The sequence below is a fragment of the Streptomyces violaceusniger Tu 4113 genome (genome assembly GCF_000147815.2).
GTDB lineage: Bacteria > Actinomycetota > Actinomycetes > Streptomycetales > Streptomycetaceae > Streptomyces > Streptomyces violaceusniger_A.
In genome coordinates this window covers 123,537-149,230 of sequence record NC_015957.1, presented here as the reverse complement: position 1 = coordinate 149,230, position 25,694 = coordinate 123,537, and the positions used below count along the sequence as shown (strand labels likewise).

Annotated in this window: 29 protein-coding genes and 1 pseudogene; 9 read left to right on the top strand and 21 right to left on the bottom strand. The window is 71.3% G+C overall.

What is annotated here, in order from left to right; translation table 11 throughout:
- Positions 1 to 369 precede the first annotated feature (369 nt).
- From STRVI_RS00670 to STRVI_RS00635, 9 genes and pseudogenes are all read right to left on the bottom strand, one after another.
- Entirely contained in the window at positions 370 to 1,224 is an 855-nt protein-coding gene (locus STRVI_RS00670) for an ABC transporter permease (RefSeq protein ID WP_050993870.1), read from the bottom strand.
- A 20-nt stretch (positions 1,225 to 1,244) separates the two neighbouring features.
- Complete coding sequence (modA, locus tag STRVI_RS00665) at positions 1,245 to 2,093, bottom strand: molybdate ABC transporter substrate-binding protein (RefSeq protein WP_014053691.1); 849 nt, start codon at positions 2,091 to 2,093, stop codon at positions 1,245 to 1,247.
- Between the two features lie 71 nt (positions 2,094 to 2,164).
- Entirely contained in the window at positions 2,165 to 2,554 is a 390-nt protein-coding gene (locus STRVI_RS00660) for a TOBE domain-containing protein (RefSeq protein ID WP_208949114.1), read from the bottom strand.
- Between the two features lie 115 nt (positions 2,555 to 2,669).
- The gene (locus tag STRVI_RS00655; RefSeq protein WP_043235181.1) at positions 2,670 to 4,193 is read right to left on the bottom strand and encodes an FAD-dependent oxidoreductase; all 1,524 of its coding nucleotides are present in this window, start codon (positions 4,191 to 4,193) and stop codon (positions 2,670 to 2,672) included.
- An 18-nt stretch (positions 4,194 to 4,211) separates the two neighbouring features.
- Positions 4,212 to 4,685: a hypothetical protein gene (locus STRVI_RS53940; RefSeq protein WP_251983015.1), complete on the bottom strand. Its 474-nt coding sequence runs from the start codon at positions 4,683 to 4,685 to the stop codon at positions 4,212 to 4,214.
- A 31-nt stretch (positions 4,686 to 4,716) separates the two neighbouring features.
- Positions 4,717 to 4,980, bottom strand: a pseudogene (locus STRVI_RS53935) ((2Fe-2S)-binding protein); the annotation flags it as partial.
- A complete protein-coding gene (locus STRVI_RS00645; RefSeq protein WP_014053687.1) occupies positions 4,977 to 6,233 on the bottom strand; it encodes an NAD(P)/FAD-dependent oxidoreductase in 1,257 nt (418 codons plus the stop codon). The pseudogene STRVI_RS53935 and the gene STRVI_RS00645, both read right to left, overlap by 4 nt.
- Before the next feature lie 30 nt (positions 6,234 to 6,263).
- Positions 6,264 to 7,265, bottom strand: coding sequence for a proline racemase family protein (locus STRVI_RS00640; RefSeq protein ID WP_014053686.1), 1,002 nt, complete (start codon positions 7,263 to 7,265; stop codon positions 6,264 to 6,266).
- A 102-nt stretch (positions 7,266 to 7,367) separates the two neighbouring features.
- Complete coding sequence (locus tag STRVI_RS00635) at positions 7,368 to 8,288, bottom strand: dihydrodipicolinate synthase family protein (RefSeq protein WP_014053685.1); 921 nt, start codon at positions 8,286 to 8,288, stop codon at positions 7,368 to 7,370.
- A 476-nt stretch (positions 8,289 to 8,764) separates the two neighbouring features.
- On the opposite strand from STRVI_RS00635, the gene STRVI_RS53930 reads away from it, so the two are divergent.
- Positions 8,765 to 10,555: a cellulose binding domain-containing protein gene (locus tag STRVI_RS53930; RefSeq protein ID WP_014053684.1), complete on the top strand. Its 1,791-nt coding sequence runs from the start codon at positions 8,765 to 8,767 to the stop codon at positions 10,553 to 10,555.
- Between the two features lie 82 nt (positions 10,556 to 10,637).
- Positions 10,638 to 10,982 carry a hypothetical protein gene (locus STRVI_RS00625; protein WP_014053683.1) on the top strand — a complete coding sequence of 115 codons (345 nt, stop codon included), beginning with the start codon at positions 10,638 to 10,640 and terminating at the stop codon, positions 10,980 to 10,982.
- Positions 10,983 to 11,080: 98 nt separating this feature from the next.
- Here STRVI_RS00625 and STRVI_RS00620 read toward each other — a convergent pair whose 3' ends face one another.
- The 3 genes from STRVI_RS00620 to STRVI_RS00610 form a co-directional block, all read right to left on the bottom strand.
- Entirely contained in the window at positions 11,081 to 11,341 is a 261-nt protein-coding gene (locus tag STRVI_RS00620; protein ID WP_014053682.1) for a hypothetical protein, read from the bottom strand.
- Complete coding sequence (locus STRVI_RS00615; RefSeq protein ID WP_014053681.1) at positions 11,338 to 11,763, bottom strand: hypothetical protein; 426 nt, start codon at positions 11,761 to 11,763, stop codon at positions 11,338 to 11,340. The genes STRVI_RS00620 and STRVI_RS00615 overlap by 4 nt, the downstream gene beginning before the upstream one ends.
- Before the next feature lie 183 nt (positions 11,764 to 11,946).
- Positions 11,947 to 12,666, bottom strand: coding sequence for a response regulator transcription factor (locus STRVI_RS00610; protein WP_014053680.1), 720 nt, complete (start codon positions 12,664 to 12,666; stop codon positions 11,947 to 11,949).
- A gap of 297 nt (positions 12,667 to 12,963) precedes the next feature.
- Here STRVI_RS00610 and STRVI_RS00605 point away from each other — a divergent pair, with 297 nt between their 5' ends.
- From STRVI_RS00605 to STRVI_RS00585, 5 genes are all read left to right on the top strand, one after another.
- Complete coding sequence (locus STRVI_RS00605) at positions 12,964 to 14,328, top strand: aldehyde dehydrogenase family protein (protein ID WP_043237564.1); 1,365 nt, start codon at positions 12,964 to 12,966, stop codon at positions 14,326 to 14,328.
- 141 nt (positions 14,329 to 14,469) lie between these two features.
- On the top strand, positions 14,470 to 15,570 hold the full coding sequence (locus STRVI_RS00600; RefSeq protein WP_014053678.1) for an AMP-binding protein: 1,101 nt from the start codon (positions 14,470 to 14,472) through the stop codon (positions 15,568 to 15,570).
- A 285-nt stretch (positions 15,571 to 15,855) separates the two neighbouring features.
- Positions 15,856 to 16,332 carry a hypothetical protein gene (locus STRVI_RS52435; RefSeq protein ID WP_167543177.1) on the top strand — a complete coding sequence of 159 codons (477 nt, stop codon included), beginning with the start codon at positions 15,856 to 15,858 and terminating at the stop codon, positions 16,330 to 16,332.
- Positions 16,333 to 16,428: 96 nt separating this feature from the next.
- Positions 16,429 to 17,097: a DUF3105 domain-containing protein gene (locus STRVI_RS00590; protein WP_014053676.1), complete on the top strand. Its 669-nt coding sequence runs from the start codon at positions 16,429 to 16,431 to the stop codon at positions 17,095 to 17,097.
- The gene (locus STRVI_RS00585) at positions 17,094 to 17,807 is read left to right on the top strand and encodes a DUF305 domain-containing protein (RefSeq protein ID WP_014053675.1); all 714 of its coding nucleotides are present in this window, start codon (positions 17,094 to 17,096) and stop codon (positions 17,805 to 17,807) included. The genes STRVI_RS00590 and STRVI_RS00585 overlap by 4 nt, the downstream gene beginning before the upstream one ends.
- Before the next feature lie 36 nt (positions 17,808 to 17,843).
- On the opposite strand, the gene STRVI_RS00580 is transcribed toward STRVI_RS00585, so the two are convergent.
- The 4 genes from STRVI_RS00580 to STRVI_RS00565 all read right to left on the bottom strand — a co-directional run bounded on the left by STRVI_RS00580 (position 17,844) and on the right by STRVI_RS00565 (position 21,175).
- Positions 17,844 to 18,491, bottom strand: coding sequence for a TetR-like C-terminal domain-containing protein (locus tag STRVI_RS00580; protein ID WP_014053674.1), 648 nt, complete (start codon positions 18,489 to 18,491; stop codon positions 17,844 to 17,846).
- Between the two features lie 357 nt (positions 18,492 to 18,848).
- On the bottom strand, positions 18,849 to 19,769 hold the full coding sequence (locus tag STRVI_RS00575; protein ID WP_014043694.1) for an IS3 family transposase: 921 nt from the start codon (positions 19,767 to 19,769) through the stop codon (positions 18,849 to 18,851).
- Positions 19,766 to 20,074, bottom strand: coding sequence for a transposase (locus STRVI_RS00570; protein WP_014043695.1), 309 nt, complete (start codon positions 20,072 to 20,074; stop codon positions 19,766 to 19,768). The genes STRVI_RS00575 and STRVI_RS00570 overlap by 4 nt, the downstream gene beginning before the upstream one ends.
- Before the next feature lie 171 nt (positions 20,075 to 20,245).
- Positions 20,246 to 21,175, bottom strand: a complete 930-nt coding sequence (locus STRVI_RS00565) for a LysR family transcriptional regulator (protein ID WP_014053673.1) — start codon at positions 21,173 to 21,175, stop codon at positions 20,246 to 20,248.
- Positions 21,176 to 21,289: 114 nt separating this feature from the next.
- Between STRVI_RS00565 and STRVI_RS00560 the strand changes: the two genes are divergently transcribed.
- Both STRVI_RS00560 and STRVI_RS00555 read left to right on the top strand, forming a co-directional pair.
- On the top strand, positions 21,290 to 21,817 hold the full coding sequence (locus tag STRVI_RS00560) for a DapH/DapD/GlmU-related protein (protein ID WP_014053672.1): 528 nt from the start codon (positions 21,290 to 21,292) through the stop codon (positions 21,815 to 21,817).
- A 52-nt stretch (positions 21,818 to 21,869) separates the two neighbouring features.
- Positions 21,870 to 22,763 carry an IS5 family transposase gene (locus STRVI_RS00555; RefSeq protein ID WP_014053671.1) on the top strand — a complete coding sequence of 298 codons (894 nt, stop codon included), beginning with the start codon at positions 21,870 to 21,872 and terminating at the stop codon, positions 22,761 to 22,763.
- 10 nt (positions 22,764 to 22,773) lie between these two features.
- Here the strand turns inward: STRVI_RS00555 and STRVI_RS00550 are convergent, their stop codons facing one another.
- The 5 genes from STRVI_RS00550 to STRVI_RS00535 form a co-directional block, all read right to left on the bottom strand.
- Positions 22,774 to 23,100: a hypothetical protein gene (locus tag STRVI_RS00550; RefSeq protein ID WP_014053670.1), complete on the bottom strand. Its 327-nt coding sequence runs from the start codon at positions 23,098 to 23,100 to the stop codon at positions 22,774 to 22,776.
- A 12-nt stretch (positions 23,101 to 23,112) separates the two neighbouring features.
- On the bottom strand, positions 23,113 to 23,502 hold the full coding sequence (locus STRVI_RS51940) for a hypothetical protein (protein WP_150112874.1): 390 nt from the start codon (positions 23,500 to 23,502) through the stop codon (positions 23,113 to 23,115).
- Positions 23,503 to 23,684: 182 nt separating this feature from the next.
- Positions 23,685 to 24,089 (bottom strand): hypothetical protein, encoded by a 405-nt coding sequence (locus STRVI_RS00545; RefSeq protein WP_150112873.1) that lies wholly within the window; start codon positions 24,087 to 24,089, stop codon positions 23,685 to 23,687.
- A gap of 258 nt (positions 24,090 to 24,347) precedes the next feature.
- Positions 24,348 to 24,815 carry an NUDIX domain-containing protein gene (locus STRVI_RS00540; RefSeq protein WP_014053667.1) on the bottom strand — a complete coding sequence of 156 codons (468 nt, stop codon included), beginning with the start codon at positions 24,813 to 24,815 and terminating at the stop codon, positions 24,348 to 24,350.
- On the bottom strand, positions 24,808 to 25,563 hold the full coding sequence (locus STRVI_RS00535; RefSeq protein ID WP_014053666.1) for a DUF5919 domain-containing protein: 756 nt from the start codon (positions 25,561 to 25,563) through the stop codon (positions 24,808 to 24,810). The genes STRVI_RS00540 and STRVI_RS00535 overlap by 8 nt, the downstream gene beginning before the upstream one ends.
- Positions 25,564 to 25,694 lie beyond the last annotated feature (131 nt).

Here is a 25,694-nt window from a genome sequence, read left to right as displayed (position 1 = left end):
AGGCGGCCATCCAGCGGTCGCGCGGCCCGGCGTTCTCGGCGGGAGACGTGTCTGTGGTCATGGGGCGGTTGTCCAGCGGTCGCGCAGCCCGGCGTTCTCGGCGGGAGACGTGTCTGTGGTCATGGGGCGGTTGTCCAGCGGTCGCGCAGCCCGGCGTTCTCGGCGAGGGAAGTGTCCGTGGTCATGGGGCGGTCGTCCGGCGGTCGCGCGGCCCGGCGTTCTCGGCGAGGGAAGTGTCCGTGGTCATGAGGCGGCCATCCAGCGGTCGCGCAGCCCGGCGTTCTCGATGGGGGGAAGTGTCCGTGGTCATGAGGCGGCCATCCAGCGGTCGCGCAGCCCGGCGTTCTCGATGGGGGGAAGTGTCCGTGGTCATGAGGCGGCCATCCAGCGGTCGCGCAGCCCGGCCAGGACCGCGATGGAGACGGCGAGCAGGACGAGGCTGAGTGCGATGGCGGCGGCCGGGTCGCTCTGCAGCGCGAGATACACCGACAGCGGCATCGTCTGCGTACGGCCGGGGAAGTTGCCCGCGAAGGTGATGGTGGCGCCGAACTCGCCCAGCGCCCGCGCCCACGCCAGCACCGCGCCCGCGGCCACCCCGGGCGCGACCATCGGCAGGGTGACGCGCCGGAAGGCGGTGAAGCGGGAGGCGCCGAGGGTCGTGGCGGCCTCCTCGTAGCGCGGATCGGCGGCCCGCAGCGTGCCCTCGACGCTGATCACGAGGAACGGCATCGCCACGAACGCCTCCGCGACCACCACCCCCGCCGTGGTGAACGGCAGCGTGATGCCGAACGCCGAGTCCAGCCAGCGGCCGACGATTCCGTTACGGCCCAGCGCGAGCAGCAGCGCCACACCGCCCACCACCGGCGGCAGCACCAGCGGCAGGGTCACCAGGGCGCGCACCAGCCGGCGGCCGGGGAAGCGGGCGCGGGCCAGCAGCCAGGCCAGCGGCACGCCCAGCACCAGCGCCACGGCGGCGGCGGCGGTCGCGGTGATCAGCGAAAGCCGCAGCGCCTGCCATACCGCGACGCTGGTGAGCTGGTCGGGCAGGCTCCGCCAGGGCGCGCGGACCAGCAGCGCCACCAGCGGAAGCACCAGGAAGACCAGGCCGCCGAGGGCGGGCAGCAGCAGCGGCAGCGGGACGCCCGTCCGGAAGCGGGGGGTGCCGGACCGCCGGCGCGAGCCGCCGGCCAGGACCTCCGCCGGGCCGGTCGCGGCGTCCGGCACCGGCCCGGACTTCTGCTCCGTCACGGCTTGAGGAAACCGGCCTCGCCGAGCACCTTCTGGCCCTGCGCGGACTTCACCAGGTCGATGAAGGCGGTGGCCGCCTCGGCGTTGGGGGCGTTCTTCAGCAGGGCGATCGGATAGTCGTTGATGGCCTGCTTGGACTCGGGGAACTCCACGCCCGCGACCTTGCCGCCCGCCGCCTTCACATCGGTCTTGTAGACGACGGAGGCGTCCACCTCCTTGAGCTGCACCTTGGTCAGGGCGCCCTTGACGTCCTGCTCGTACGAGACCGGGGTGAGCTTCAGCTTGGACGCGTCCAGCGCCTTCTGGGCCGCCGAGCCGCAGGGCACCTCCTTGGCGCACAGCGCGACCTTCAGCCCGGAGCGGGTGAGGTCCTTCAGCGTCGCGATCTTCTTCGGGTTGCCCGGGAGGGTCGCGATCTCGAGCTGGTTGCGGACGAAGGTGGCCGGGGTGCCCTTGGCGTCCTTGGCGTCGGTGACGGTCTTCATGGTCTTCGGGCTCGCGGCGGCGAAGACATCGGCGGGCGCGCCGGAGGTGATGCTGGCCGCGAGGGCGTCGCTGCCGCCGAAGTTGAAGGAGACCTTGGTGCCGGGGTGTTCCTTCTCGAAGGTCTTGCCCAGCGCGGTGAAGCTCTCCTTCAGCGAGGCGGCCGCGAACACGGTCACCGTGCCGGACGGCTTCTTCGAGGACGAGCCGGAGTCGGACTCCTTGGAGGAGTCGTCGGAGTCGCCGGAGGAGCAGGCCGTGAGTGCCATGGCGGCGAGCGCGAAACCGCCCACCGCACGGTAGGTCCAACGGACTCGGGGTCGGGATCCGGATACGGATACGGATACGGAACGGGTCGTCATGGAGTCTGTCTCTCCCTCTCTGCCTCTGCTGCCGCTGCCGCCTGCGCCACTGCCGCTCTCGGTGCGCGTGCTCACGGGGTTTCCACGACCACGTTGGTCGACTTGATGACGGCGACGGCCGGAACGCCGGGCTCCAGCTTCAACTCCTCCGCCGACTCCCGGCTGATCATGGACACCACGCGGAACGGCCCGGCTTGGATCTCCACCTGCGCGGACACATCGCCCAGGATCACCTCGGTGACGATCCCCGAGAAGCGGTTGCGGGCGGAGGAGCCGGGGTTGTCGCGCTCCGCGCTACTGGCGACCTCGCGGGCGAACGCGGCGAGCGCCGGGCCCGGGATGATCCGGCGCCCCTGCTCGTCCCGTTCGGCGGCCAGCCGTCCGCTGTCGACCCAGCGCCGCAGGGTGTCGGCGCTGACCCCCATCAGGGCCGCGGCCTCACCGATCCGGTACGTATGCATCCGCCGATGGTAGCGCCGCATCTGCGAGCCGGTGCACGGCGGTCAGGTGGCATTCTTCCAACGATTCGAGTACGAAGGCTGGCATCTGCGCGTGGGGCCGGGGGGACGGGGGCTCTCAGGGCTCGTCGTCCGGGTCGGCTCCGGGCTCGTCGTCCGGGTCGGCCACCTCGGCCAGCTCCCCGTCCGCCACCTCGGTCAGCTCCCCGTCCGCCATCCCCGCCAGCTCCCCGTCCGCCATCCCCGCCAGCTCCCCCAGCGTCACCGGGGCCGCGAACGGCCGTGCCGAGAGCGGCCGCAGATCCTCCGCCGTGGCCGGGCGGCCGGTCAGCGACGCGGTGACGGCGGCGACGGCGAACCCGCAGATCCGGCCCTGGCACCAGCCCATCCCCGGGCGGGCCAGGAGCTTCATGGTGCGGGGGTCCTCGGCGCCGAGTTCGGTACGGGCGCGGCACAGCTCCCCGTAGGTGACCTCCTCGCAGCGGCAGACCACCGTGCGTTCGGTCAACCGGCCGGTCCACCCGGCGGGCACGGGGTAGGTGCGGTGCAGGGCGGCGGCGAAGGCCCGGCCGTGGCGGATCGTGGCGCGCAGCCGTCGCGCGGCGCGCGGATCGACCGGCAGCCCGTGGGCCGCCGCCAGGGTCAGGGCGGCCAGCCGTCCCTCGGCGACGGCCAGTGCGGCGCCGCCCACGCCCGTGGTCTCCCCCGCGGCCAGGACGTCCGGGACGGTGGTGCGCTGACGGGCGTCGACCACGGCGACGAGGGAGCCGTCGAGGTCGCGCCGGGTGTCGGCGCCGACCATCAGCGGCAGTTCAAGGGCGGGGGTGAACCCCCAGCCCAGCGCCACCAGATCGGCCTCGAGCACCTCGCCGCCGTCGAGCCGCACCCCGCGCACCCGGTCCTCGCCCAGGATCTCGGTCACCGCGGCCCGTGTCCGGTACGGGATGCGGTGGCGGGCCATCAGCGCCGCGTACCGCAGCGCCTCGGCGGACTTGGCGGGCGCCTGCACCGCCCCGCCCAGGTGGCGCAGCCAGCCGTGCGCCGGGTTGGCCTCGCATACGGCGAGGACGCGCACACCCGCCTGAGCCAGGCCCGTCGCCACCGGCAGCAGGAACGGGCCCGTGCCCGCGACCACCGCCCGGCGGCCCGCCGCCGTCCGATGCCCCTTCAGCAGCGCCTGGACGCCTCCGGCGGCCATCACCCCGGGCACGTCCCAGCCGGGGAGCGGCAGTTGGCGGTCGTGGGCGCCGCAGCAGAGCACCAGGGCGCGGGCCCGCACCCGGTCCCGCTCGACGGGGGCCGTGTCGTACGGACCGTTCAGGCGCAGGGTGAACGCCCCGGTGTCCGGGCGGGGGCGGTCGATCAGCCAGACCTGATGACCGGGAAGGTAGTGGAGGCGGCCGAGGCGGCGCTGGTGGTGCAGCCGGGCGCGGAGGCGGGCGAAGAGCCGCCCGTCGCGGTGGCCGGGGTGCGGGGAGTGTTCATCGTCGTGGCGCCAGTACTGGCCACCGGGCAGCCGCCCCGCATCGATGAGCGCCACGTCCAGGCCCGCCTCGGCGACGCCGACGGCGGCGGAGAGCCCGGCGGGTCCCGCGCCCACGACGGCCACGTCGTAGGTCGGCGGATCAGTCGACATCGCCATCACCGCCGCCTTCGCCGTCTACACGGCTATCGACACCGCGACGGTCGCCGTCACGGCCACGGTCTCCGTCACGGGCACGGTCTCCGTCACAGCCACGGTCTCCGTCACGGGCAGCGTCACTGCCACCTGCACCTTCGCCGCCTCGGTCACCGGCACCGCCACCGCCACCGGCACTGGCACCGGCAGTGGCACTGGCACTGGCACCGCCACGGGCAGCGCCTCGGTCACCGGCACCGCCTCGGTCGCCGTCACGGCCACGGTCTCCGTCACGGGCAGCGTCACCGCCACCGCCACTGCCACCGGCACGTTCGCCGCCTCGGTCACCGGCACCGCCACGGGCAGCGTCACCACCACCGCCACCGCCACCGCCACCGGCACTGGCACCGGCACTGGCACCGCCACCGGCACCGCCACGGGCGGCGTCATCACCACCGCCACCGGCACTGTCACGGGCACCGGCACCGGCACCGGCACCGCCATCATCGCCGCCACCGACGCCGTCGCCCTCCGCCGACAGCCGCATCCCGTCCCGTGCCGGGACCAGGCAGGCCCGCTGGTTGGGCCGCCCGTCCACGGTGATCAGGCAGTCGAAGCACACCCCGATCCCGCAGAACAGCCCGCGCGGCCTGCCCTCCCGCCTCGTGGTCCGCCAGGCCACGATCCCGGCGGCCACCAGTGCCGCGCCCACGCTCTGCCCGGGCAGCGCCGTGACCGTCGTGCCGTCGAAGGTCAGCCGGTACGGCGGCGATCCCGTGCCGACGACGGGCTCACTTCCCGCGTGGCTCATCCGCGCCCTCCTTCGCTTGCGAAGCGTTCGGGGGCGAACGGCGTCAGGTCCAGCTCCGTCGCCTCCCCTGTCAGGGCCTGCGCGATCAACTTCCCCGTGCCCGCCGCGAGACCGATGCCCGCGCCCTCGTGGCCGCAGGCGTGCCACAGCCCGGGGGCGCGCGGGTCGGGGCCGATGACCGGCAGATGGTCGGGGCAGTACGGCCGGAAGCCCGCGTACACGCGCATCGCCCGCACCGACGCCAGCACCGGGAACAGCCCGATGGCGCCCCGGGCCAGCGCCCGTAGGGCGGCGGGGGACGGCCGCCGGTCGAAGCCGACCCGCTCCCGGGTGGAGCCGATCAGCACCGTGCCGCCGCCCGTGCCCTCCACGACCGGCGATGCCTGCAGCTCCGCGTCCGAACTGGCCACGGCGTCCACGTAGTCGGCCGAGTAGACCTTGTGCCGTACGGTCGCAGGCGGCAGGGGTTCGGTCACGAGGACGAAGCCCCGGCGCGGCAGCACCGGCAGCTCGACGCCCGCGAGCCCCGCCACCGCACCGGCCCAGGTGCCCGCCGCGTTCAGGACTGCGGGGGCGCTGACGGTGCCGTGGGGGGTCCGTACGCCGGTGACCGGGGAGCCCGCATGCCCACCACCCGGCCGCCCACCACCCGGCCGCAGGAACCCCACCACCTCGGTCCGCGTCCGCACCACCGCTCCGCGCCGCCGCGCGAGCCTCAGCAGGTGCGCCGCCGCAAGCATCGGCTGCACCTGGGCGTCCTGCGGATACAGCGCGCCCCCGGCGGCCTCGCGGGTCAGCCGCGGTTCGAGGGCGGGGAGTTCCGCCCCGGACACCTCTCGTACGTCGACTCCGCAGGCCCGCTGCCGCTCGGCCAGCGTCTGCAGCGCGCCCAGGGCGGTGGGTGTGAAGGCCACCACCAGCCCGCCCTTGGACTCGAACTCCCACAGCCCGCCGTACGCGCCCAGGTCCTCGCCCCACACCTGCCGCGAGTACTGCGCGAGTTCCAGCTCCGGGCCCGGCTCCTTGTCCGAGACCAGGACGTTTCCCTCGCCCGCGCCCGAGGTGCCGCCCGCGACGGCGCCCCGGTCGACCACCACGACCCGCAGCCCGGCCAGGGCGGCGAACCAGGCGGCGGCCGCACCGACCACTCCGGCGCCGATGACGACCAGGTCGGCGGTGCTCGGCAACTCCTCGGCGATCCCCGCAGTCGTGCTGGAGGCGCGCCCACGGGCGTCGGATGTCTCTCCCACCATCGCCACGCTCCCCTACGTCCCCCACATCCCCTACATCAAAAACCCGGCCGGAAACGGATCGTCGGGATCGAGATGGAACTGCGCGGTGCCGGTGACCCACGCCCGCCCGGTGATCGCGGGCACGACGGCGGGCAGCCCCGCCACCGTGGTCTCCTCCAGCAGCCGCCCGATGAACCGCGTCCCGATGAACGACTCGTTCACGAACTCCTCGCCCAGGCCCAGCTCACCGCGCGCGTAAAGCTGCGCCATCCGCGCGGAGGTGCCGGTCCCGCAGGGGGAGCGGTCGAACCAGCCCGGGTGGATGGCCATGGCATGGCGGGAGTGGCGCGCCGTCGACCCCGGGGCCTTCAGATAGACATGGTGGCAGCCGGTGATGTCCGGCCGCTCGGGGTGGTGCGGCGGATCCTGCGCGTTCACCGCCTCCATGATCTTCAGCCCGGCGGTCAGCAGCTCCTGCCCCGCCGCCCGGTCGAACGGCAGCCCGAGGGCGCCCAGCTCCACGATGGCGTAGAAGTTGCCGCCGAACGCGATGTCGTAGCGCACCTCGCCGAAGCCGGGCACCCGCACCGTACGGTCCGTGGCCAGGCAGAACGAGGGCACGTTCCGGATCGTCACCGAGGTCGCGGCCGCGTCGCGTACGGCGACGTCCGCGACCACCAGGCCCGCCGGGGTGTCCAGACGGATGGTGGTGACCGGCTCGCACACCTCGACCATGCCGGTCTCGACCAGCACCGTGGCCACTCCGATGGTGCCGTGCCCGCACATCGGCAGCACCCCGGACACCTCGATGAAGAGCACTCCGTGGTCCGCGTCCGGCCGGGTCGGCGGCTGCAGGATGGCCCCGCTCATCGCGGAGTGGCCGCGCGGTTCGTACATCAGCAGGGTGCGCAGATCGTCCTGGTGCTCGATGAACCACCGGCGGCGCTCGGCCATGGTCGCGCCCGGGAGCGTCCCCACCCCGCCGGTGACCACCCGGGTGGGCATGCCCTCGGTGTGGGACTCCACGGTGTGCAGGACCCGCCGCGACCTCACGAGCGCCCCCTTACCGGTCGCCGCGACCTCACCGGCGCCCCCTCGTCGACGCGCGCCTCCCCGACGGGCGCTTCCCCGACGGGCGCTTCCCCGACGGGCGCGTCACCGGTACCCCAGCCCGAGCACCGTCTCGGTCTCCCGGACGACGCGCGCCGCCACCTCGCCGGTCAGCCGCGAGCGCGGTGGCCGGCAGGATCCGCCGCGCAGCCCGGCGAGGTCCATGGACGCCTTGATGGCCTGGACGAACTCGGTCCTGGAGTCCCAGCGCAGCAGCGGATGCAGCGCGCGGTACAGCGGCAGCGCCTTCTCCAGGTCCGTGCCGACGCCCGAGGTGGCGAGCCGGTACAGCTCCACGGTGGCCTCGGGGATCGCGTTCGGATACCCGGCGATCCACCCCACGGCCCCGGCGAGCCCCAGCTCCAGCAGGACGTCATCGGCACCGATCAGCAGATCCAGCCCGGGGGAGCGCTCGGCGATCTCGTACGCCCGCCGCACATCCCCGCTGAACTCCTTGACCGCGACGATCAGCCCCTCCCCGTGCAGCTCGGCCAGGAGCTCCGGGGTGAGGTCGACCTTGGTGTCATGGGGGTTGTTGTACGCCACCACCGGCAGCCCGGCCCGCGCCACCTCGCGGTAGTGGCCGACCACGGCCTCCCGGTCGGCGCGGTAGCTGTTCGGCGGCAGCGCCAGCACCGCCCGCGCCCCGGCCTCCCGCGCCTGCTCCGCCCACCGCCGGCTCTCCAGCGCCCCGTACGCCGCCACCCCCGGCATCACCCCGAACCCCTCGGGCGCCGCCTCCACGGCCACCCGCACCACCCGCGCCCGCTCCTCGTCCGTCAGCGTCTGATACTCCCCCAACGACCCGTTGGGGCAGACCCCGTCACATCCGTGCTCGGCGAGAAACCGCACATGGGCGGCGTATCCCTCGTAGTCGACCGACAGTTCGTCATCGTCATGGAACGGCAGCGCCGTGGCGACATGAACGCCACGCCAGGGCGCGGAAACACCGGGAATCTCGGGCATGCGGAACCTTCTCGGGAAGGGGACCAGGCCACTTGTCCATTCAACGGTAACAGTGCAATGTCACACCGCACAGACCTCGGCACGCGGCCGGTTATGGCGCTAGGACACCGGCCCGGAGGTGGCGGCGGGCGTCGCCGGAAGTCACCGGAAACGCACAGGAGTTCACGCGGCGAACGGTGCGGTCTGGACCTTTTGCGGCGTGCGACTTCGTGTCGCATTGGGCAGTGAACGTGACTACCATTCACCTCAATTAGGCACGACCTCACGGCTTGTCAGGCGGCTCAAAATCCCTAAACGGGGACTGCTCTACGTCTCTTGTCAGCCAGGTCACCGGCGTGAAAGGCTCGGCCCGCCCCGTAAGGGGAATCCCCAACTCCGAGGCAGAGCTGTGCTGTTGGCTGACTACCCCGCAGCCCGTTTGTGAGAGGGTTGCCCCCGGCGGGGGCGCCGCTGTTCGTGAGTGAGGAATTGCCTCCATGCCCGACCACTCATCGCCCAGGGAATCTCCCGGGGACGGCTCCCCGGCGCGCCACGGTCTCGCCGAAGCGCCCGCCGAGGAAGTCGATGGCGCGGCCTCCGCGACGGCGCTGCTGGGCGCCTATTGGGAGGCGGTCGCCGATTACGCGGAACTGTGCACGACCACTCCCGAAGACGGGATGCGGCTCGCCACCGAGGCGTTCCGGCGCGGTATTCGGGAGACCCGCCACCGCCGCACCCGGGGCTTCGGCAAGCGCCTCCCGTGGCTGCCGCTCTTTCTGACGTCGGTGCGTAAGACCGCCGCCGACTGGCACGCCCACCGCCACGGCGACCGGCTCAACCCGGAGCTGCGGACGTGGCTGACCTCCGACCTCGCCGCCCGCTTCGCCGCCCCGCCCCGCGACCAGCCGCTCGCCCTGCGCGCTCTGCGGGAGCTGCCGGAGGCGGACGGGGAGCTGCTGTGGCTGGTCGAGGTGGAGGCGCGGTCCACGGAGGCGGTTGCCCGGCAACTGGGCTACGACCCGGAGTACGCCACCGAGGAGATCCCCCGGGTCCGCGCGGCCTTCCGTGAACGGTGTCAGCGCGCCCATGTGGAGACCCTCACCGACGAGGAGTGCCGCAGCTACGCCAAGCTGCTGGACGCCGCCACCCGCGCGCCCGACTCCCCCTCACCCGCCGACCTGTGGCAGCACCTCGCCCGTTGCCGGTCCTGCCGTGACGCCGCCACCTGCATGTATGTGGACGGCGAGGGGCTGCCCGGCGCGCTGGCGGGCGGGGTCATCGGCTGGGGCGCGCACCTCTATCTCGCGCGGCGCCGCGCACTCGCCGAGCGGGCCCCGGGCACCGCGCCGAGCGCCCGCGCCGCAGCGCCCACCGCGCACGCGGTCCGCGCGCCGCTGTGGGAGCGGCTGCGCGACCGGGTCCTGGACGTGATCGGGGCGCGGCGCAGCAGACGGGCCGGTGACGCGGGCGGCAGAGCCGGGGCGGGCGGCAGAGCCGGAGCGGGCGGCAGAGCCGGAGCGGGCGGGGCGGATGGTGGGGGTGCTTCCCGCTCCGGGGGGCACCGGGTCAGCCGGAGCCGCGCCTCCCGCCGCCGGTTACGCAGGGCCCGTACGACGGTCATCCTGGCGGTGATCGCCATCGTCGCCCTCGCCACACTGGTCACGCTGACCAGAACCGCCGCGGACTCCGACGACCGCAGCAACGGGTACCTGGGCCCGGAGGAGACCCCCAGCCTGGCCCCCGCCACCTCCTCACCGAACAACCCCGGCGCCTCCGCCTCCCCGAGCCCTTCGAAGGGCGGGAGCGACGCCAAGGACCCGGGCGAGGGCTCCGGCCACGACCCCGGCAAGGGCTCGACGAGGAAGCCCGGTCGCTCCCCCTCCGCGGCCCCCGCGCCCTCCAGGGGCGACTCAGACTCCGGCTCCGCCTCCGGCCACGGCGGAAGGCGGCCCTCCGACCGGAGGCCCGGCGCATACGCCGACTGCACGGCCCGCTTCCAACTGGTCACCGAATGGCCCGAGGGCTTCAAGGCCGCCGTCACCCTCACCTCCCGCAAGCCCCTCGACGACTGGCGGGTCACCTGGACCTTCCGCGACTCGCAGCGGGTGACCCAGATGTGGGACGGGGACTTCACCCAGCACGGCTCGAAGGTGACCGCCACCGCCGCCGACTACAACAAGCGGGTCAAGGCGGGCGGCTCCCTCTCCGTGGGCTTCCTCGGCACCTGGAACGACGGCAACCGGCCGCCCGGATCCTTCACCCTGAACGGCCGCCCCTGCGCGGACTGACGACACCGCTCCGCCCGGCCCGAACGGCGTTCCCACCCGGATGGCGGAACAAGTCCTCCGTCCAGGGGGAAAACATCTCGGAGTGAGCAGTGTCCTGAGCGGCATCGTGACCCTGCCCCCCGACGCCCCCGCCGGGCGGGCGGCGCGGGTGGTGGTGGAGGTGCGCAACGTGTCCCGCTCGGATACCCCCGAGTCGATCGTGGCGGCGCAGGTCCTCACCGATGTGCCGCTGAGCCCGGGAGGCCACGTCCCGTTCAGTGTCACCGTCCCGGGTGAGCTGGTCCCGGGCGACAACTACGGGCTGCGGGTCCATGTGGACGTCAGCGGCTCCGGTGTCATGGAGAGCGGCGATCTGGTCAGCGCCGAGGCCAACCCCGTACCGGCCGGTTCCACCGCCGGTCTGATCGCCTCGGTCACCCTCGTCTGAGGGGCCCCGGCGCGATGCCGCGCCGGGGGCCTCCCGGCACCTTGTGGTCAGGTGTCGTTCGGGGTCGGTCTTCGTTCGCGGTCAGTTGTCGTTCGCCGTCAGTTGTCGCTCGCGGCGTCGGAGTCCGCCTTGTCGGCCGCCGACTCGGCGTCGTCCACCAGCTTGTTCAGCTCGGAGGTGGACGGAGCCGGTGCGGTGGCCGACGGGGCGGATGACGACCCCGATGAGCCGTCCGAGCCGTCGGCGTCGTCCGAACCGCCGCCCTTGCCGCCACCGCAGCCGGTGGCCAGCGCGGCGCAGAGCACCGCCGTGGCCGCCACGGCCCAGGGGCCGCGCCGTACGGGCCGACCGCGCCTCATGTGCCGGAACCCGCACCGCGCGAGGCGCACCACGTCTGGACCTTCGACAGGTCCTTCTGGCGCTGCTCGAGCGTGGTCACGAGGGACCTGCGGAAGGTGAGCTTGTGGTTGAGGAAGGTCTCGACCTCCGTGTGGTCCGCCTTCTTCGCCCGCTCGACCCGCTTCGCCAGCCGGGCCACGGACCCCTTGACGGACGCCTGGCCCTTCAGCCGCTTCAGCGCCCGGTCCAGCCGCTTGTCGATCTTCTTGGAGCGCTTGCACAGCCCCTGGGAGCCGTCCCCCGCTCCCTTGTGCGGCTTCGCGCTCGGGGCGGCGGCCGGTGTGGAGGCCGGGGCGCTGCCGTCCGCCGCCGCGACGCCCACCGGACCGAGCAGGGCAGCGGTGGCCGCACAGGCCACGATGACGCTCTTTCCACGGTGCATGGTGCTGTTCCTTCCCTTGGAGCCGGACGGCCCGGGAGGGGCCGGACCGTCCCGGTCTAGGGAAAAAAAACTAGGAGCCTTCTTTGTGGAAATTCTGTGGGCCGGAACGGCGGGAACATCCGGAACGCCCCGAATGCACAGAACGCCCGGCGGAATCCCCCGGCGTCGTTGAACAGCCCTCGTTCACGGGCCTGTTGGGCGGCCCTCCGGCGGTCCGGACGGCCGCAGGACGAAGCCCACGCCGCGCACCGTGTGCAGCATCCGGGGCCGGCCGCCCGCCTCCAGCTTGCGGCGCAGATAGCTGACGAAGGTGTCCACTGCGTCCGTCCGCACCTCGAAGTCGTAGCCCCAGACGCGGTCCAGGAGCTGATCGCGGGTGAGCACGATCCCGGCGTTGCGGGCGAACGTGTCCAGCAGCTCGAACTCGCGCCGGGTGAGCCGCAGCGGCGTTCCGTCCAGCCACGCCCCCTGGGCCTCCGGCGCCATCTCCAGCGCACCGGCCCGCACCCGGTCGGTGGCGGCGGGCGGACGGCGGCGCAGCAGGGCGTGCAGCCGCAGCACCAACTCCTGGAGCGCGAACGGCTTGACGAGGTAGTCGTCGCCCCCGGCCTGCAGCCCGGCCACCCGGTCGGACACCTCGTCGAGCGCCGAGAGCATCAGGACGGGGACGTCATTGCCGTCCCCGCGCAGGGCGCGGCACACCTCGATACCGCTGAGGTCGGGCATGGAGATGTCCAGGACCACCACGTCGGGCGCGCCGTCGCGCACCGCGGCGAGCGCGGCGTGGCCGCCGTCCGCGAGGGTCACGGAGAAGCCGTTGAGGCGCAGCCCGCGCTCCAGGGACCGTCGTATGGCCGCGTCGTCGTCGGTCACCAGGACGCGACCGCCACCTGTCTCTCCCATGTCCCCACCACCTCCGGCCGCGCATGGTACGTGGCCCGCGGTGCGCCCGGCCCGGCCCAGGGGGCCGGTATGGCCTTTGGGCCAATTGACTCTGTCCCGTCCGCGCCGTGGGATAAGCGTGGTTCACCCCTTTCCCGCCGCGCCCGCCGAGGGGCCGGTGTGTCCTCCGCCCGCGAAGGAGCCAGCGTGTCCCAGCCCGCCACCACCCCGGACGCCCTGGACGCGCCGGACGCACCGGACGCGCCACACGCCCCGGAGGCCCCGGACGCCCCGCATGCCCCCGACCCCCTGCAGGCCCTGCAGGCCCTGGACGCCCTCGGCCCCAAGGGGCCCTACCGCTCCCGTCACCGCCTCACCATCAGCGATGTCACCGGCACTCCCATGGCCGAACTCTCCCTCGTGCCCCGGCTGTTCGTCACCCGCGCGCTGGCCGCGCTGCGCGCCGCCGCCACCCCGCCGCTGGAGGAGCGGCTGGCCGCGCTGAAGCGGGCGGGGGAGCTGTTCGCCACCGGCACCGTCGCCGGGATGACGGCGGCGGCGTACGAGAGCGCGGTGTGCCGGATGTCGGGCACCCCGCTCGCCAATGTGCGGATCGCCGTGGAGGCGATACGGCTCAGCGCCACCGAGGCGTACCGCAGCGTCCAGGCGGCCCGCCCGGTGGGGGCGGTGGGCGACTGGCGCGATCCGTACGCCCGCAGCGGCACCGCCGTGTGGATCCGGCGCGGCGATGTCTTCGCCGTGCACGCCGCCGGAAACCACCCCGCCGTGCACGCCCTGTGGCTGGAGGCGCTGGCGCTGGGCTACCGGGTGGCCGTACGCCCCTCCCGCCGTGAGCCGCTCACCCCGTACCGGCTGGTCGGCGCCCTGCGCGAGGCGGGTTTCGGGACGGATCAGGTGGTGCTGCTGCCCACCGACCACGACGCGGCCGGGGAGATCCTGCACGGTGCGGATCTGTCCATGGTCTACGGCGGGCAGGAGGTCATCGACCGCTACGCCACCGATCCGGCCGTGCTGCCCAACGGCCCCGGCCGCTCCAAGATCCTGCTCACCGCCGACCGGGACTGGCGCGACCATCTCGATGTCGTCGTCGACTCGATCGCCCGCCATGGCGGCACCGCGTGCGTCAACGCCACCGCCGTGCTCGTGGAGGGCGATCCGGCGCCGGTCGCCGAGGCGCTGGCGGAACGGCTCGCCGCGCTCCCCAGCCTGCCGCCGCAGGACGAGAAGGCGGTACTGCCGGTCCATCCGCTCGAGGTCGCCCGCGGCTTCGAGCGCCTTCTGCTCGGCAAGGCCGCGGGCGCCCGGGCGTGGCTGGGCGGCGACGGGGTGGTGGACGACCTCGGCGACGGCAGCGCCGCCCTGCGTCCGGCCGTCTTCCAGCTCGACGATCCGCGGGACCCGCGGCTGGGCATGGAGCTGTCGTTCCCCTGCGTCTGGGTGGCGCCCTGGACGCGTGCGGCGGGGGTCGCCGCGCTCCGGGACAGCCTGGTCGTCACGGCGATCACCGGGGACGAGGCGCTGCTGGACGCGCTGCTCGCCGAGCCGTCCGTCAAGAACCTCTACATCGGGGACCACCCCACGCACTGGATCGCCCCGGGGATCCCGCACGACGCGTATCTCGGCGAGTTCCTGATGCGTACGAAGGCCGTCATCCGCGGCTGACGGCGCCGACCCGGCGTCGCCTGTCCTGACGGCGCCGACCCGGGGTCGCCCGTCCCCGACTGCGCCGATCCCGCGTCGCCTGTCCCCGAGGGCGCCGACCCGGCGCCGCCCGTCCCCCACGAGGAGCATGAGGAGCAACCCGTGCCGACAGCTTCCCTTTCCGTGCTCGACGTCCCCTTCGACGAGCGCCCCGACCCCGACGAGTACATCCGCGCCGCCATGGAGTGGCACTTCGGCCCGGACACCGGCTCCCCGTTCTGGCTGCGGAAGGCGCGGACGCTGGACTTCGATCCGCGCCGGGACGTCAAGGGCGTCGCCGATCTCGCACTCTTCCCCAATGTCACGGGGGAGTTGCGCGACGTGCCGGTGCGCGATCTGATCCCCCAGGGCTACGGCGCCGACGCCCGGATCGTCGGTGTCTTCGAAAGCGGCGGCACCACCGGCGCGCCCAAGCGGATCGTGTGTCTGCGCGACTGGCTGGACCGGCTCACCCACGGGCTGAGTGCCGACCTCGACGGGCTCGGCATCCCGCGCGGGGTGGACTGGCTCGCCATCGCGCCCAGCGGCCCCCATATGGTCGGCGAGATGGTCGCGGGCACGGCCGCGCGGCACGGTGGGCTGATGTTCCGCGTCGACATGGATCCGCGGTGGGTGAAGAAGCTGATCTCCGCCGGGAAGGCCGAGGAGACCGACGCCTATGTGAGCCATCTGGTGGAGCAGGCGGCGTACGTCCTGCGCACCCAGGACATCGGGGTGCTGATGACCACCCCGCCGCTGCTGGAGCGGCTGGCCCGGCATGACGACCTGATCGAGCTGATCGGGGAGAAGGTCAAGGGCATCATGTGGGGCGGCGCCCATATGGACGCCGACACCCGCGATCTGCTGCGCAACGAGGTCTTCCCCGGCTGTGCGCTCTACGGCACCTACGGCAACACCATGATCCTCGGCGGTGCCACGGAGCGGCTGGGGCTCGGCCCGGACGAGCCGTGTGTCTTCGATCCGCGCACGCCGTTCGTCACCTTCTCGGTGGTGGACCCGGCGAGCGGGGAGCCGGTGCCGTACGGGGAGCGCGGCCAGGTGGTGATGAACCACGTCAGCAAGTCCGCTCTGCTGCCGGGCAACCTCGAGCGCGATCTGGCGATCCGCGTCCCGCCGCCCGAGGGCGCGGCCGGGGACTCGGTGGCCGATGTGGGGCCGGTCGCGATGTTCGACGACGAGGTTGTGATCGAGGGCGTCTACTGAGGGGCGGCGTACGGCGGACGGCGCGGGGCGGCTGGCGCTGGCGCGGCGCGGCGCGGGGCGGCGCGGCGCGGGGCGGGGCGGCGTACGGCGGACGGCGCGGCTGGCGCGGGGCGGCGCGGGGCGGCGCGGCTGACGCTCGGGCGGCGCGGCTGACGCCGGGACACCTCCGGGACACCTGAGGCCACCGGACGTCGCGACTGATGCCGCGCCCCCACCAGGCATTTGCCCACCTTCCGCCGTGGGCCCATTCAGTCGCGACAGCCGCAGTGGTTACGATCTGGCGCGATGGGCAGAGGGCGGGGCGGAGAGGGCCACATACGGAGGGACGCGGTGCGCGGCACCGTGCCGTCCGTTCTCTGCCGTGCCGTTCTCCTGCTCGCCGCGGCGATATGGGTGGCGCCCTCGTGCGTCCATCCCGCCGCCGACCACAACGGCCTGTCGGCGGGGTGCCCGCGCCGCCTGACGGACACCGTCGCGTCGGCCGAGCCGCACGAGAAGCCGGTCACCTATCCGTCTCCGGGGCACGGCCCGTCCGACGGCTCCGGCTCCGGCTCCGGCTCCGGCTCCGGCTCCGGAAGCGACGACTGTGTCACGGGCCCCCGGGGCGTGGTCCAGGCACTGGTGCCCACGCCCGTACCCCCGCTCTTCCTCGCCGAGGTTCCGCCGCCGGGCGGCCACCGGAATCCGGACTCCGTCCGGGCGCCGCCCGACCACCCCGTCCGCGCCCTCGGCCTCCATCAGCTCCAAGTGCTTCGGACCTAGGCCGGCGCCGGTAACCGCGATGCACCGCTCCACCCATCCAGCGTGCGAACTGCGCGAACTGCGCGAACTTTGAGTACTCCGAGGACAAGGACAGCCATGGGCTCCAAGGGATCGAAGACGAAGGGCACCGCGGCCGACCGCCGCGCGAAGATAGAGGAACTGCGCCGCGCCGAGAAGGCGCGCGAGCGCAGGTTCCGGGCCATCACCGTCACCTCCGTCGCGGTGATCGTCGCCGGACTGGCCGTCGGGGGCTACTTCCTCGTCGACGCGAGCGACAAGAAGGACAAGAAGGAGGCCAAGGTCACCTCCACGGTCGTGCAGACCGGCGAGTTCAAGGGCATGAAGACCTGGAAGAACCTGGGCCGGACGCATGTCCAGGGCACGGTGAAGTACGCGATGTCGCCGCCGGTCGGCGGAAACCACAACCAGGTCTGGCAGAACTGCAACGGCGACGTCTACACCAAGCCGCTGGCGAAGGAGAACGCGGTGCACGCGCTGGAGCACGGCGCGGTGTGGGTGACGTACACCGACAAGGCGCCGAAGGAGGACATCGCCGCCCTCTCGGAGCGGGTGAAGAAGACCCCGTACTCGATGATCAGCCCCTACCAGGAGCAGGACGCGCCGATCGTCCTCAACGCCTGGGGCAACCAGCTTGACATCCAGAAGGCGTCGGACCCGCGGGTGGCCGCCTTCTTCAAGAAGTTCGTCCAGGGCAAGCAGACCCCCGAGCCCGGCGCCTACTGCACCAACGGAAAGACCTCGTGAGCGACGGGACCGCCGTCGGCCGCGCCGCACGCCGGCCGCTGGTGGCGGGGATCACCGCCGCCTTCGCGCTGGTGACGCTGGTGGCGGTGGCCGTGCTGTGGCTGACGAGCGACCGCTCGGAGGGCACGACCGATACGGGTACGCCGAAGGACACCTCCGCCGAGGCCGGTTTCGCCCGCGACATGTCCGTCCATCACCAGCAGGCGGTGGAGATGTCGTTCATCGTGCGCGACCGCACGAGCGACGACGAGGTGCGGCGGCTGGCGTTCGACATCGCCAGCACGCAGGCCACCCAGAGCGGGATGCTGCAGGGCTGGCTGGACATGTGGGGGCTGGACAAGACGTCCGAGGACCCGCCCATGACGTGGATGAAGCACGGTATGGACGGTATGGAGGGCATGGACCACGGCTCCATGAAGGGCATGGACGGCGGCGGCGCGTACAAGCCGCACGACGGCTCGCTCATGCCGGGCATGGCCACCAACACCCAGCTCGACGAGTTGCGCAAGGCCAAGGGCAAGGCGGCCGAGGTGCTCTACCTGAAGCTGATGACCGCCCATCACAAGGGCGGCGTCGCGATGGCGAAGGGCGCGGTCGAGCTGGTCAAGGACCCGACCGAGAAGCATCTGGCCACGACCATGGTCCAGGGCCAGCAGTCGGAGATCGAGCTGATGGCCGGGATGCTCAAGGCACGCGGCGCGTCCTCCTGACGCCCGCCGATGGCGCCCCCTGCCCCGGGGGCGCCATCACCCCTCGGGATCCCCCTTGCGATCACCCTTGCCGTCACCCTTGGGTACGAACACCCCCGAGCGGGCGGCCTGATACGTCGCCTCAACGCTGGTGTGCACCAGCCGCTCGTCGATGGGCCCGCGCAGAATGAGCATCCGGTAGTAGAGGGGCGCCGCCAGTGCGGCGATGACCTCCCGCGCCTCGGTGCCCTCGGGGATCTCCCCCCGCTCGACCGCCTGCCGCGCGATCAGGGTCACCTCCTCGGTACGCCGCACGAACGCGGCGCGGACGATCTCCTCGACCCGGGAATCGTGCGCGGCGGCCGCGAGCAGCCCCTGGATGACGTTGCGGTTGCGCAGCGCGTTGTTGAAGTCCGCGATGGCCTGGGTGAGTTGCGTCAGGTCCCGCCGGAAGTCACCGGTGTCCGGGGTCGGCAGCGTCGAGCTGTGCTCGGCCAGCAGATCGACGACGACCCCCTCCACCGTCCGCCAGCGCCGCCGGATGGTCGACACATGCACCCCCGACCGCCGGGCGAGCCGGTCCAGGGTGAGCGCGGCGAACGAGTCGCGGTCGAGCTCCTCGTACGCGGCCGCCAACACGGCGGCACGGGTCCGGGCCGTACGCCCCCCGGGGCGAGCCGACCCATGCGGTGGTCGCTCTGTCATGACGCGCCGACTCTACGGCCCCTCCACCCTCGTGAGCACCAGATCTTCACGACATCCGGGCGCGCTACGCCCGGTAACCCATTGCACGGCGTACACGCCCCTCGCTATTGTGACACCCGTTACCTAATGCGCGCGACAGCGCATTAGGCCAACAGGGCGCAGAGTTGCCGGACCTTCCTCACGAGGGGAAGGAAGGTCCAGCACGCCCCCTTCTCTTCCCACCGCGCGATGCTCCCGGCCCCCAGCAAGGCCCGCGCACAGGCATCCGCCTGCCCGCGTCGGCAGCCAGCACATCCCACTTGGGCTAGAGGGCCCCGGGCCCGCACTGAGGTTCCCCCGCTGTACGGGGGTGGCTGACTAGCTGGTCAGGGAGGGTTGACGTGGTTTCAGGTTCACTTGTTCGGCCGTTGCCTGGCTGGCGTAATGCTTCTCCTCGTACTCGATCGGGCTGAGGTAGCCGAGCCGTTTCTGGATGCGGCGGGGGTTATAGAAGCCGTCGATGTACTCGAAGAGCGTGAGGTTCGCTTCGGCTCTGGTGGGGAAGACGCGGCCGCGGATGCACTCGGTCTTGATGACCATCCACAGGTTCTCCGCCAGGGCATTGTCGAACGAGTCGCCGACCGAGCCCATGGACGCCTGGATACCGGCCCTGACCAGGCGTGTCGTGAGCTTCACGGACGTGTACTGACAGCCGTGGTCGGCATGGTGAATGAGCTCACCGGGGGCGACTTCGCGGCTGGCCAGGGCATACTCCAGCGTGGTCAGGACCAGATCGGCGTCTGCGCGGGCGGAGGTTTCCCAGGCCACCACCCGGCGGGAGAACGCGTCGCGGATCGCGGACAGCCACAGCGGGCCCTCCTCCGTCGCGATCATGGTCAGGTCCGTGACCCACAGCCGGTTCGGCACGTTCGCGGTGAAGTCGCGTTGCACCAGGTCAGGGGCCGGTTCCGCGTCCGGGTCACGTCGGGTGAAGCCCTTGCCCCGCCGGGGACTGATCCCGGCCAGGCCGGCTTGGCGCATGAGCCGTTCAATGCGTTTGCGGCCGACGTGGATGCCTTCACGCCGGAGGACGGCGTGCACGCGGGGTGAGCCGTAGATCCCGCCGGAGTCGGCGTGGACCTGCCGGATCTTCCCGGTGAGCTCGGCGTCCTGGCGGCGTCGCTTGCATGGCTCCTTCTCGGCCTGGCGCCAGCGGTAGTAGGTGGAGGAGGGGATGGAAAGTTCCCGGAGTACGGGCTCGACCCCCAGGTGCGGGTGCGCATCGACGAGCGCGGTCACCTGGGCCGGGTCGGGTCGAGCTGGGCCGCGAAAAAAGCTGAGGCCGTCCGCAGGACCTCGTTCGCCCGCTTGAGCTGGGCATTCTCCTTCCGCAGAGCAGCCAGCTCCTCACGCTCGGCGGTGGTGAGAATGTCGCCTCGCTCACCGGCATCAGCCTCGGCCTGACGGATCCAGTTGCGCAGAGCCTCGTGATGCACCCCGAGTTCCTCTGCCATACGGCGGATGACGGGCTTCGGCTCGGCGGCGCGATACATGCGGACCGCGCGGTCACGCAACTCCAGCGGGTATTTCCTCGGGGCAGGCATCGTCTGGGCTCCTCTCGTGAGACCCATCTGACCCTCTGTCACCCCTCCCCGCATCTCGGGGGAACCTCACACCGGTGGCCAGGAGAAAGGCCAATGGCCCCGCCCCTTTGACGCGAAGGGCAGGGCCACTGAAATTGGTCCTAGGTCCTGTCTGTCAATTCGGTCGTCTGGTCAGCGGTCTACCCAGTCTGGCGCCCACACGTCGTGCGGGGTTCGCGGGCCTGCGGTGCGCAGATGGTCGCGTAGCGCGGTCAGCACGGGGTGCTGGTCTCCGCTGCGAAACAGCAGCACGTGCGGGTAGACCGGGGTCGGGTCGTGCAACGGGATGCGCCGTAGGTCGTGGGTCTGGGGCCACAGGTACCGGTCCCCGCTGCCGACGAGGGTGGCCAGCGAGGCCGAGTCGGCCAGCGCGTCCATCAGGGCCTCGTCACCGAAGTTGGGGCCGAGCGCGTCGATGCTCAGGCCGAAGGCCTCGGACAGCGCCTGGTAGAACGCCGCCCACTCCATGCCCGGCCTGATCCCGGGGATCCAGATGCGGTGGCCAGCCAGGTCCGCAGGGCTGACCCAGGACGCGTCAGCCAAAGGGTGGCCGGGTCCGACCAGGAGCTCCAGGGGTGCGTCAAGGAGTCGTTCGGCGCTGATCCCGGCCGGGACCTGGTCTGCCGGCAGGGCACGGAAAGACGCGTCGACGGTCCCTTCGAGCACCGCCTGGGCGGCTTGGGCGGCGTTCTCCTTGCTCAGCGTGACCGCGTCCAGGTCCGTCTCGGGGTGGGAGCGGTAGAACCGGTAGACGGCCTGGGCCGGGGAGATGCGCCGATTGAGGACGTCGACGCGCAAGGGACGGCTGCCGGGGCGCACGGCCTGCTCGGCCTGCTCGAGGGCCGCCAGGACCTTCTTGGCGTGCGGCAGGAAGACCTGCCCGTCCAGGCTCAGCCGGGAGCCTCGGGAGGTCCGCACCAGGAGCGTGACCTCGATGTGCCTCTCCAGGGCCGCGATCCGCTTGGAGACCGCCTGCTGGCTGATCCCCAGCTTGTCGGCAGCAGCCTGGAACTGGCCGGTCTCGGCGACGGCCACGAACGTCCGCAGCGCTTCAACATCCACGCCTCCACCCTACTTCCACAACCATTGGTTGTGTCTGTTGTGGTGCAGGGTTGTTTGATCGAGTGTTCTGCGCGGTGGTGGGATAAGCACATGTCTACCCGCACAGAGCAGGTCATGTATATACAGACGCCTGAGTTCGCGCGTCATGCGGAGCGGATCGTGGAGGTGACCGATGCGACGTCTCGACTGAACGTGCTTCCGTTCAGCGACAGCGAAGGTCGCACGGAACTACTTTCTGTTGTGTTCGGCGGCCCGCTGCCGGAGTCGGTGATGATCTACCCGCCGTTCTTTACCGAGTCCGGGCTCAACACGACGTTCGGGGAGAACGTCTTCGTCAACCAGGGATGCACCTTCATGGACAAGGGAGGCATCCGTATCGGCAACGGCGTCATGATCGCCCCGAAGGTTAGCCTCATCACCGGAGGCCATCCACTGCCCCTGGCCGAGCGCCGCGAGTACCTCTCCTTCGCCCCGATCGTCATCGAGGACGACGTCTGGATCGGAACGGCTGCCGTGATCACGCAGGGGGTGACCATCGGTGCCGGTGCGGTGGTCGCTGCCGGTGCGGTGGTCACTCGTGATGTTCCTGCTGGCACCGTGGTCGCGGGAGTGCCCGCCCGGCTGATCAAGACGATCGACTGAGCCCGGCCGGGCTGCCGGCCCGGGTGCGCGGCACCTCTGCGGTCTGATCCTGATGCCTCGTCACGCCCGGCTGACCGACCGGCAGTGGGACCGTATCCGACCTCTGCTGCCCTCCAGTACCGGTCGTCGTGGCAGGCCGTGGGCCGATCACCGCCGCATTGTGGAGGCGATCGTCTACCGGTACCGCACCGGTATTCCTTGGCGAGACCTCCCAGCCAGGTTCGGATCCTGGAAGACCGTGTGGGCCCGCCACCGCCGCTGGGCCGCCGACGGGACCTGGGACCGCGTGCTCGGCGTCCTGCTCGCCCGCGCGGACGACGATGGGCTGATCGACTGGCGGGTGGCGGTGGACTCCACCATCACCCGGGCCCACCAGCACGCCACCAACACCCGCCGCCCCGAGAAGTGCCGGGCCGCAGCCCGAGGGCAGGGCCTCGACGCCCACCGAGAGCCCGCCGGGCACGCGATCGGCCGTTCCCGCGGCGGGCTGACCACGAAGATCCACCACGCCGTGGACGGTCAGGGCCGACCGCTGGCCGTCGTCGTGACGCCCGGGCAGGCGCACGACGGCCAGTCCCTGCAGTTGCTGCTGGGCGACCTGCGAGTCCCCAGGACCGGAGCAGGCCGCCAGCGCACGACCCCGACCATGCTGCTCGGGGACAAGGCCTACTCCTCCCGCGCGATCCGAGCAGCGCTCAAGGCCCGCGGGATCACCGCGGTCATCCCTGAACGGCGTGACCAGCAGGAGCACCGTCGCCGCCGCGGTTCAGCAGGCGGGCGTCCGTCGAAGTTCGATCCGGTGGCCTACAAGAACCGCAACGTGGTCGAGCGGTCCTTCGCCCTGCTCAAGCAATGGCGGGGCCTGGCCACGAGGTTCGACAAGCTCGCGATCGTCTACCGCTCGGCCGCGGCCCTCGCCGCAGTGCTGGTCTGGGCTCGCATTTAACGGATACGCCCTAGTCCACACGCTCGCCGAGCCTGGCCGACTGCCGCTCGGACCCCTTGGTGTGCCACCACTCGAAGAGGCGGATGCGGAGTGACATGGCCACTGCCTGTACGAGGTCCTCCGGCGGGCTGCCGTCGAAGATCCGGTGCTCGGCACTGTCACACTCCAGACGGACTCTCCAATGCCCGTCCGGGGCGATCAGTTCTACCGCCACCGTGAACCTTCGCCCCTGGTCGATGACCTCGAGCCCGAGGACTTCAAGACAGACCGAGCCGTCCTCGAGCCGCCCCGTCACATACCGGGCGAGGAGGCCACGGACACCTTCGACAGACGGCACGGATTCCTTCTCCTAACAGGCAGGTGAGACCAGCGATGCGGGCTTGTAAGCAGTAATGACCCCCTGCGACTTGATTCGGGGATCGGCTCCATAGGGGTCCGGGTTCGTCACCACCCGGAACAGGATCCTCGGCGGACACTGGATCACTCGCCGCTCGTAGACACGCTGACCCGGTACGTCGATCACGACGTCGCCACTCCAGATCGCGTTCTTGATCTTTTTGCTGAAGTTGGCACTCCACCGCCCATGAGCCACCAGATGACGGTATCCCCAATTCCTCGTGCCGCAACGCAGCACTACCGTGGCAGGGCCCCGGTAGTACGTCTTGACGACGTGCTTCTTCGACTTTCCCGTGCACGCGTTGGACGCGGTCTGTGCGGCGGCCGTCGGGTCTGCAGCCACCGCCTTATGCGACACAAAATTCATTGAAACGGCGACGAATGGTAGATCGGGCTGACAATGCCATCCCCCATTCCGACGTCACGGCCCCCGTCAAGGGCCACGGTCTGCTCAAGCGGCAGCGCCGCCCCGACGACGAACGCGTCGCCGAAGTGGCGCTCACCAGGCAGGCCCGCCCATGGCCGTCAGGTCAGACTGCGGCGCGCGACGGCTAGGAACTTCACCTTGACCGGTTCCAGGCGCTCGGCCAGACTCGCTTCGCCGTGCTCCTGCCAGACTGCCTGGTTAAGGGCACGGGCGTAGGCGGTCGTCGGCGTGTGAAGGCCAGGGGCGCACAGCAGGTGGACACCATTCTCGGCTATGCGCAGGCCGTCTATCGCCGGCCTGGCTGTCCGGTACCACTCGTCACCGACCTCCCATGCGGGCGGCCGGGCATGAGCCACACCCTCAGCCTCCAGCGCAAACCGGATGAACTCCAGCACAGTCCTGATCTGCTCGGCACGCCGCTCCTCCGCCAGCGCCGCAGCCCGTCTATGTTCCTCAGCCCGATCGGCTCCCCGCTGCGTCGCGCGTTGGGTCAGATACGTCAACGCACCTCCCACAGCCACACCGACCATCGAAATCACGGGGGTCCAAAGCTCTCCTGTCATGCCCGACCACTACCCGCACCTGCTCACCGACCGCTGCCGATTTGCGAGGCGGGCGCTCGCCTTAGATGCCAAGCCGACCCAAGGTCCGTTTTCGTTACACGCCCTGGGCGGCCAAGATCCACAGGACAGACCCTAAGGCTCATACAGCAACGACCCCCGCCAGGAAGCAACGGGGGTCAACGTGTCCGCGCGTGCCGACTACCGGGCTGCGGGCATGTTGCCGTCGCGCCAGTCGTTCACTCGTTTCCGGATGCTGGCGACCATGGGGAGGGCATCAACCTCTGCGGGCTCGAACCAGCGGACATCGGTGGATTCCTCGGACGCCGCGAGTTGCCCTGCCACAGGACGAGCCAGGAAGCAGACGGAGAACTCTTGCCGTACCTCGCCATCGTCGTAGGCGAAGACGTGACGGGGGTTGGTGTAGGTCCCGACGATGCCGATGATCTCGACATTGATACCAGTCTCTTCGCTCGTCTCCCGAATCGCGCAGTCCGGCAATGACTCGCCAATGTGCATGGCACCACCGGGAAGCGCCCACATGTCGTTGTCGCGTCGACGCTGAAGGAGAATGCGCCCCGAGTCGTCGGCGACGACGACAGAAGCAGCCGGAACCAAGCTGTTCGCGGCTGGGGCGTTCGGGTCGTCCTCGTAATCGCGCCTACCCATTGCCCTTCTCTTCCCATACCGGAGTGCCCCGTTTCCACAGTTCCTCAACGTGCGAAGCGAAGCGATCAAAAATGCCGTCGTCCTGGTGACGACGCAGATGCAGCGTAGGCGCATCGTGCCCAACGCTATGCGTCAGCAAGGGCGTAACGATCATGTCGTCATCGAAGCGGAACACCGACAGGTACGCATGTCCGTCGCTGAACCTCGCGTCAACGCCCGGCTGGCTCCTGATCTTCTGCAACTCGGCCAGCGTCACGCGGATACGCGTCGACAGCGTGAGCGCGACAGCTTCGTCTTGCTCGCGGGACCGTGTGAGGTCGCTGTCCGGGTCGCCGAGCACGAAGCGGACTCGGCACCCCTGCGCTGCCTTGCGCCGCAACGCGGTGCCGAATCGGGCCTGTTCGAGCCACAGGAAGTAATTGGTGTAACCGGCGAACGTCAGCTCACGCTCGGCTTTGGTGATCAAAGACCGCCACAGGGAAGCCGGACAGCCGGACCGGTACGGATAGACCGAAACGACCTCACGGTCCGGACCGACCTTGATCGCCTTCCTTGCGGCCGCTGGCCATAACACCGCCTCCTCCTCTCCGAGTGCCTCACAGACGGCCCACCTATGGCGGGCACGGGGGATCCGTGCCGTCTCGGTGATCCATCGGCCGACAGTCTTGACGTCCACGCCGCACTTTTCCGCCAACTGGCGGTCTGTCATACGGGTTTGAAGCATGGCGCGGCGCAGTGCTTCGTTCACCGGCAACCCCCTGGGACGTTAGGCACGTTTCCCACGGTAGACCCATTCCGTTCCTAACGGTCATGGAACGAAGTAGGAACGCGCAACCAGGGGCGGAAGTGTGGGGGATGACTGACGCACAGACCCCCGCG

Excerpts from the sequence above, each read along its gene's own strand:
- modA (WP_014053691.1), bottom strand. The coding sequence starts at position 2,093 with ATGACGACCCGTTCCGTATCCGTATCCGTATCCGGATCCCGACCCCGA.
- STRVI_RS00660 (WP_208949114.1), bottom strand. The coding sequence starts at position 2,554 with ATGCATACGTACCGGATCGGTGAGGCCGCGGCCCTGATGGGGGTCAGC.
- STRVI_RS00655 (WP_043235181.1), bottom strand. The coding sequence starts at position 4,193 with ATGGCGATGTCGACTGATCCGCCGACCTACGACGTGGCCGTCGTGGGC.
- STRVI_RS00645 (WP_014053687.1), bottom strand. The coding sequence starts at position 6,233 with ATGGTGGGAGAGACATCCGACGCCCGTGGGCGCGCCTCCAGCACGACT.
- STRVI_RS00635 (WP_014053685.1), bottom strand. The coding sequence starts at position 8,288 with ATGCCCGAGATTCCCGGTGTTTCCGCGCCCTGGCGTGGCGTTCATGTC.
- STRVI_RS53930 (WP_014053684.1), top strand. The coding sequence starts at position 8,765 with ATGCCCGACCACTCATCGCCCAGGGAATCTCCCGGGGACGGCTCCCCG.
- STRVI_RS00620 (WP_014053682.1), bottom strand. The coding sequence starts at position 11,341 with ATGAGGCGCGGTCGGCCCGTACGGCGCGGCCCCTGGGCCGTGGCGGCC.
- STRVI_RS00615 (WP_014053681.1), bottom strand. The coding sequence starts at position 11,763 with ATGCACCGTGGAAAGAGCGTCATCGTGGCCTGTGCGGCCACCGCTGCC.
- STRVI_RS00610 (WP_014053680.1), bottom strand. The coding sequence starts at position 12,666 with ATGGGAGAGACAGGTGGCGGTCGCGTCCTGGTGACCGACGACGACGCG.
- STRVI_RS52435 (WP_167543177.1), top strand. The coding sequence starts at position 15,856 with ATGGGCAGAGGGCGGGGCGGAGAGGGCCACATACGGAGGGACGCGGTG.
- STRVI_RS00590 (WP_014053676.1), top strand. The coding sequence starts at position 16,429 with ATGGGCTCCAAGGGATCGAAGACGAAGGGCACCGCGGCCGACCGCCGC.
- STRVI_RS00580 (WP_014053674.1), bottom strand. The coding sequence starts at position 18,491 with ATGACAGAGCGACCACCGCATGGGTCGGCTCGCCCCGGGGGGCGTACG.
- STRVI_RS00570 (WP_014043695.1), bottom strand. The coding sequence starts at position 20,074 with ATGCCTGCCCCGAGGAAATACCCGCTGGAGTTGCGTGACCGCGCGGTC.
- STRVI_RS00560 (WP_014053672.1), top strand. The coding sequence starts at position 21,290 with ATGTATATACAGACGCCTGAGTTCGCGCGTCATGCGGAGCGGATCGTG.
- STRVI_RS00555 (WP_014053671.1), top strand. The coding sequence starts at position 21,870 with ATGCCTCGTCACGCCCGGCTGACCGACCGGCAGTGGGACCGTATCCGA.
- STRVI_RS00540 (WP_014053667.1), bottom strand. The coding sequence starts at position 24,815 with ATGGGTAGGCGCGATTACGAGGACGACCCGAACGCCCCAGCCGCGAAC.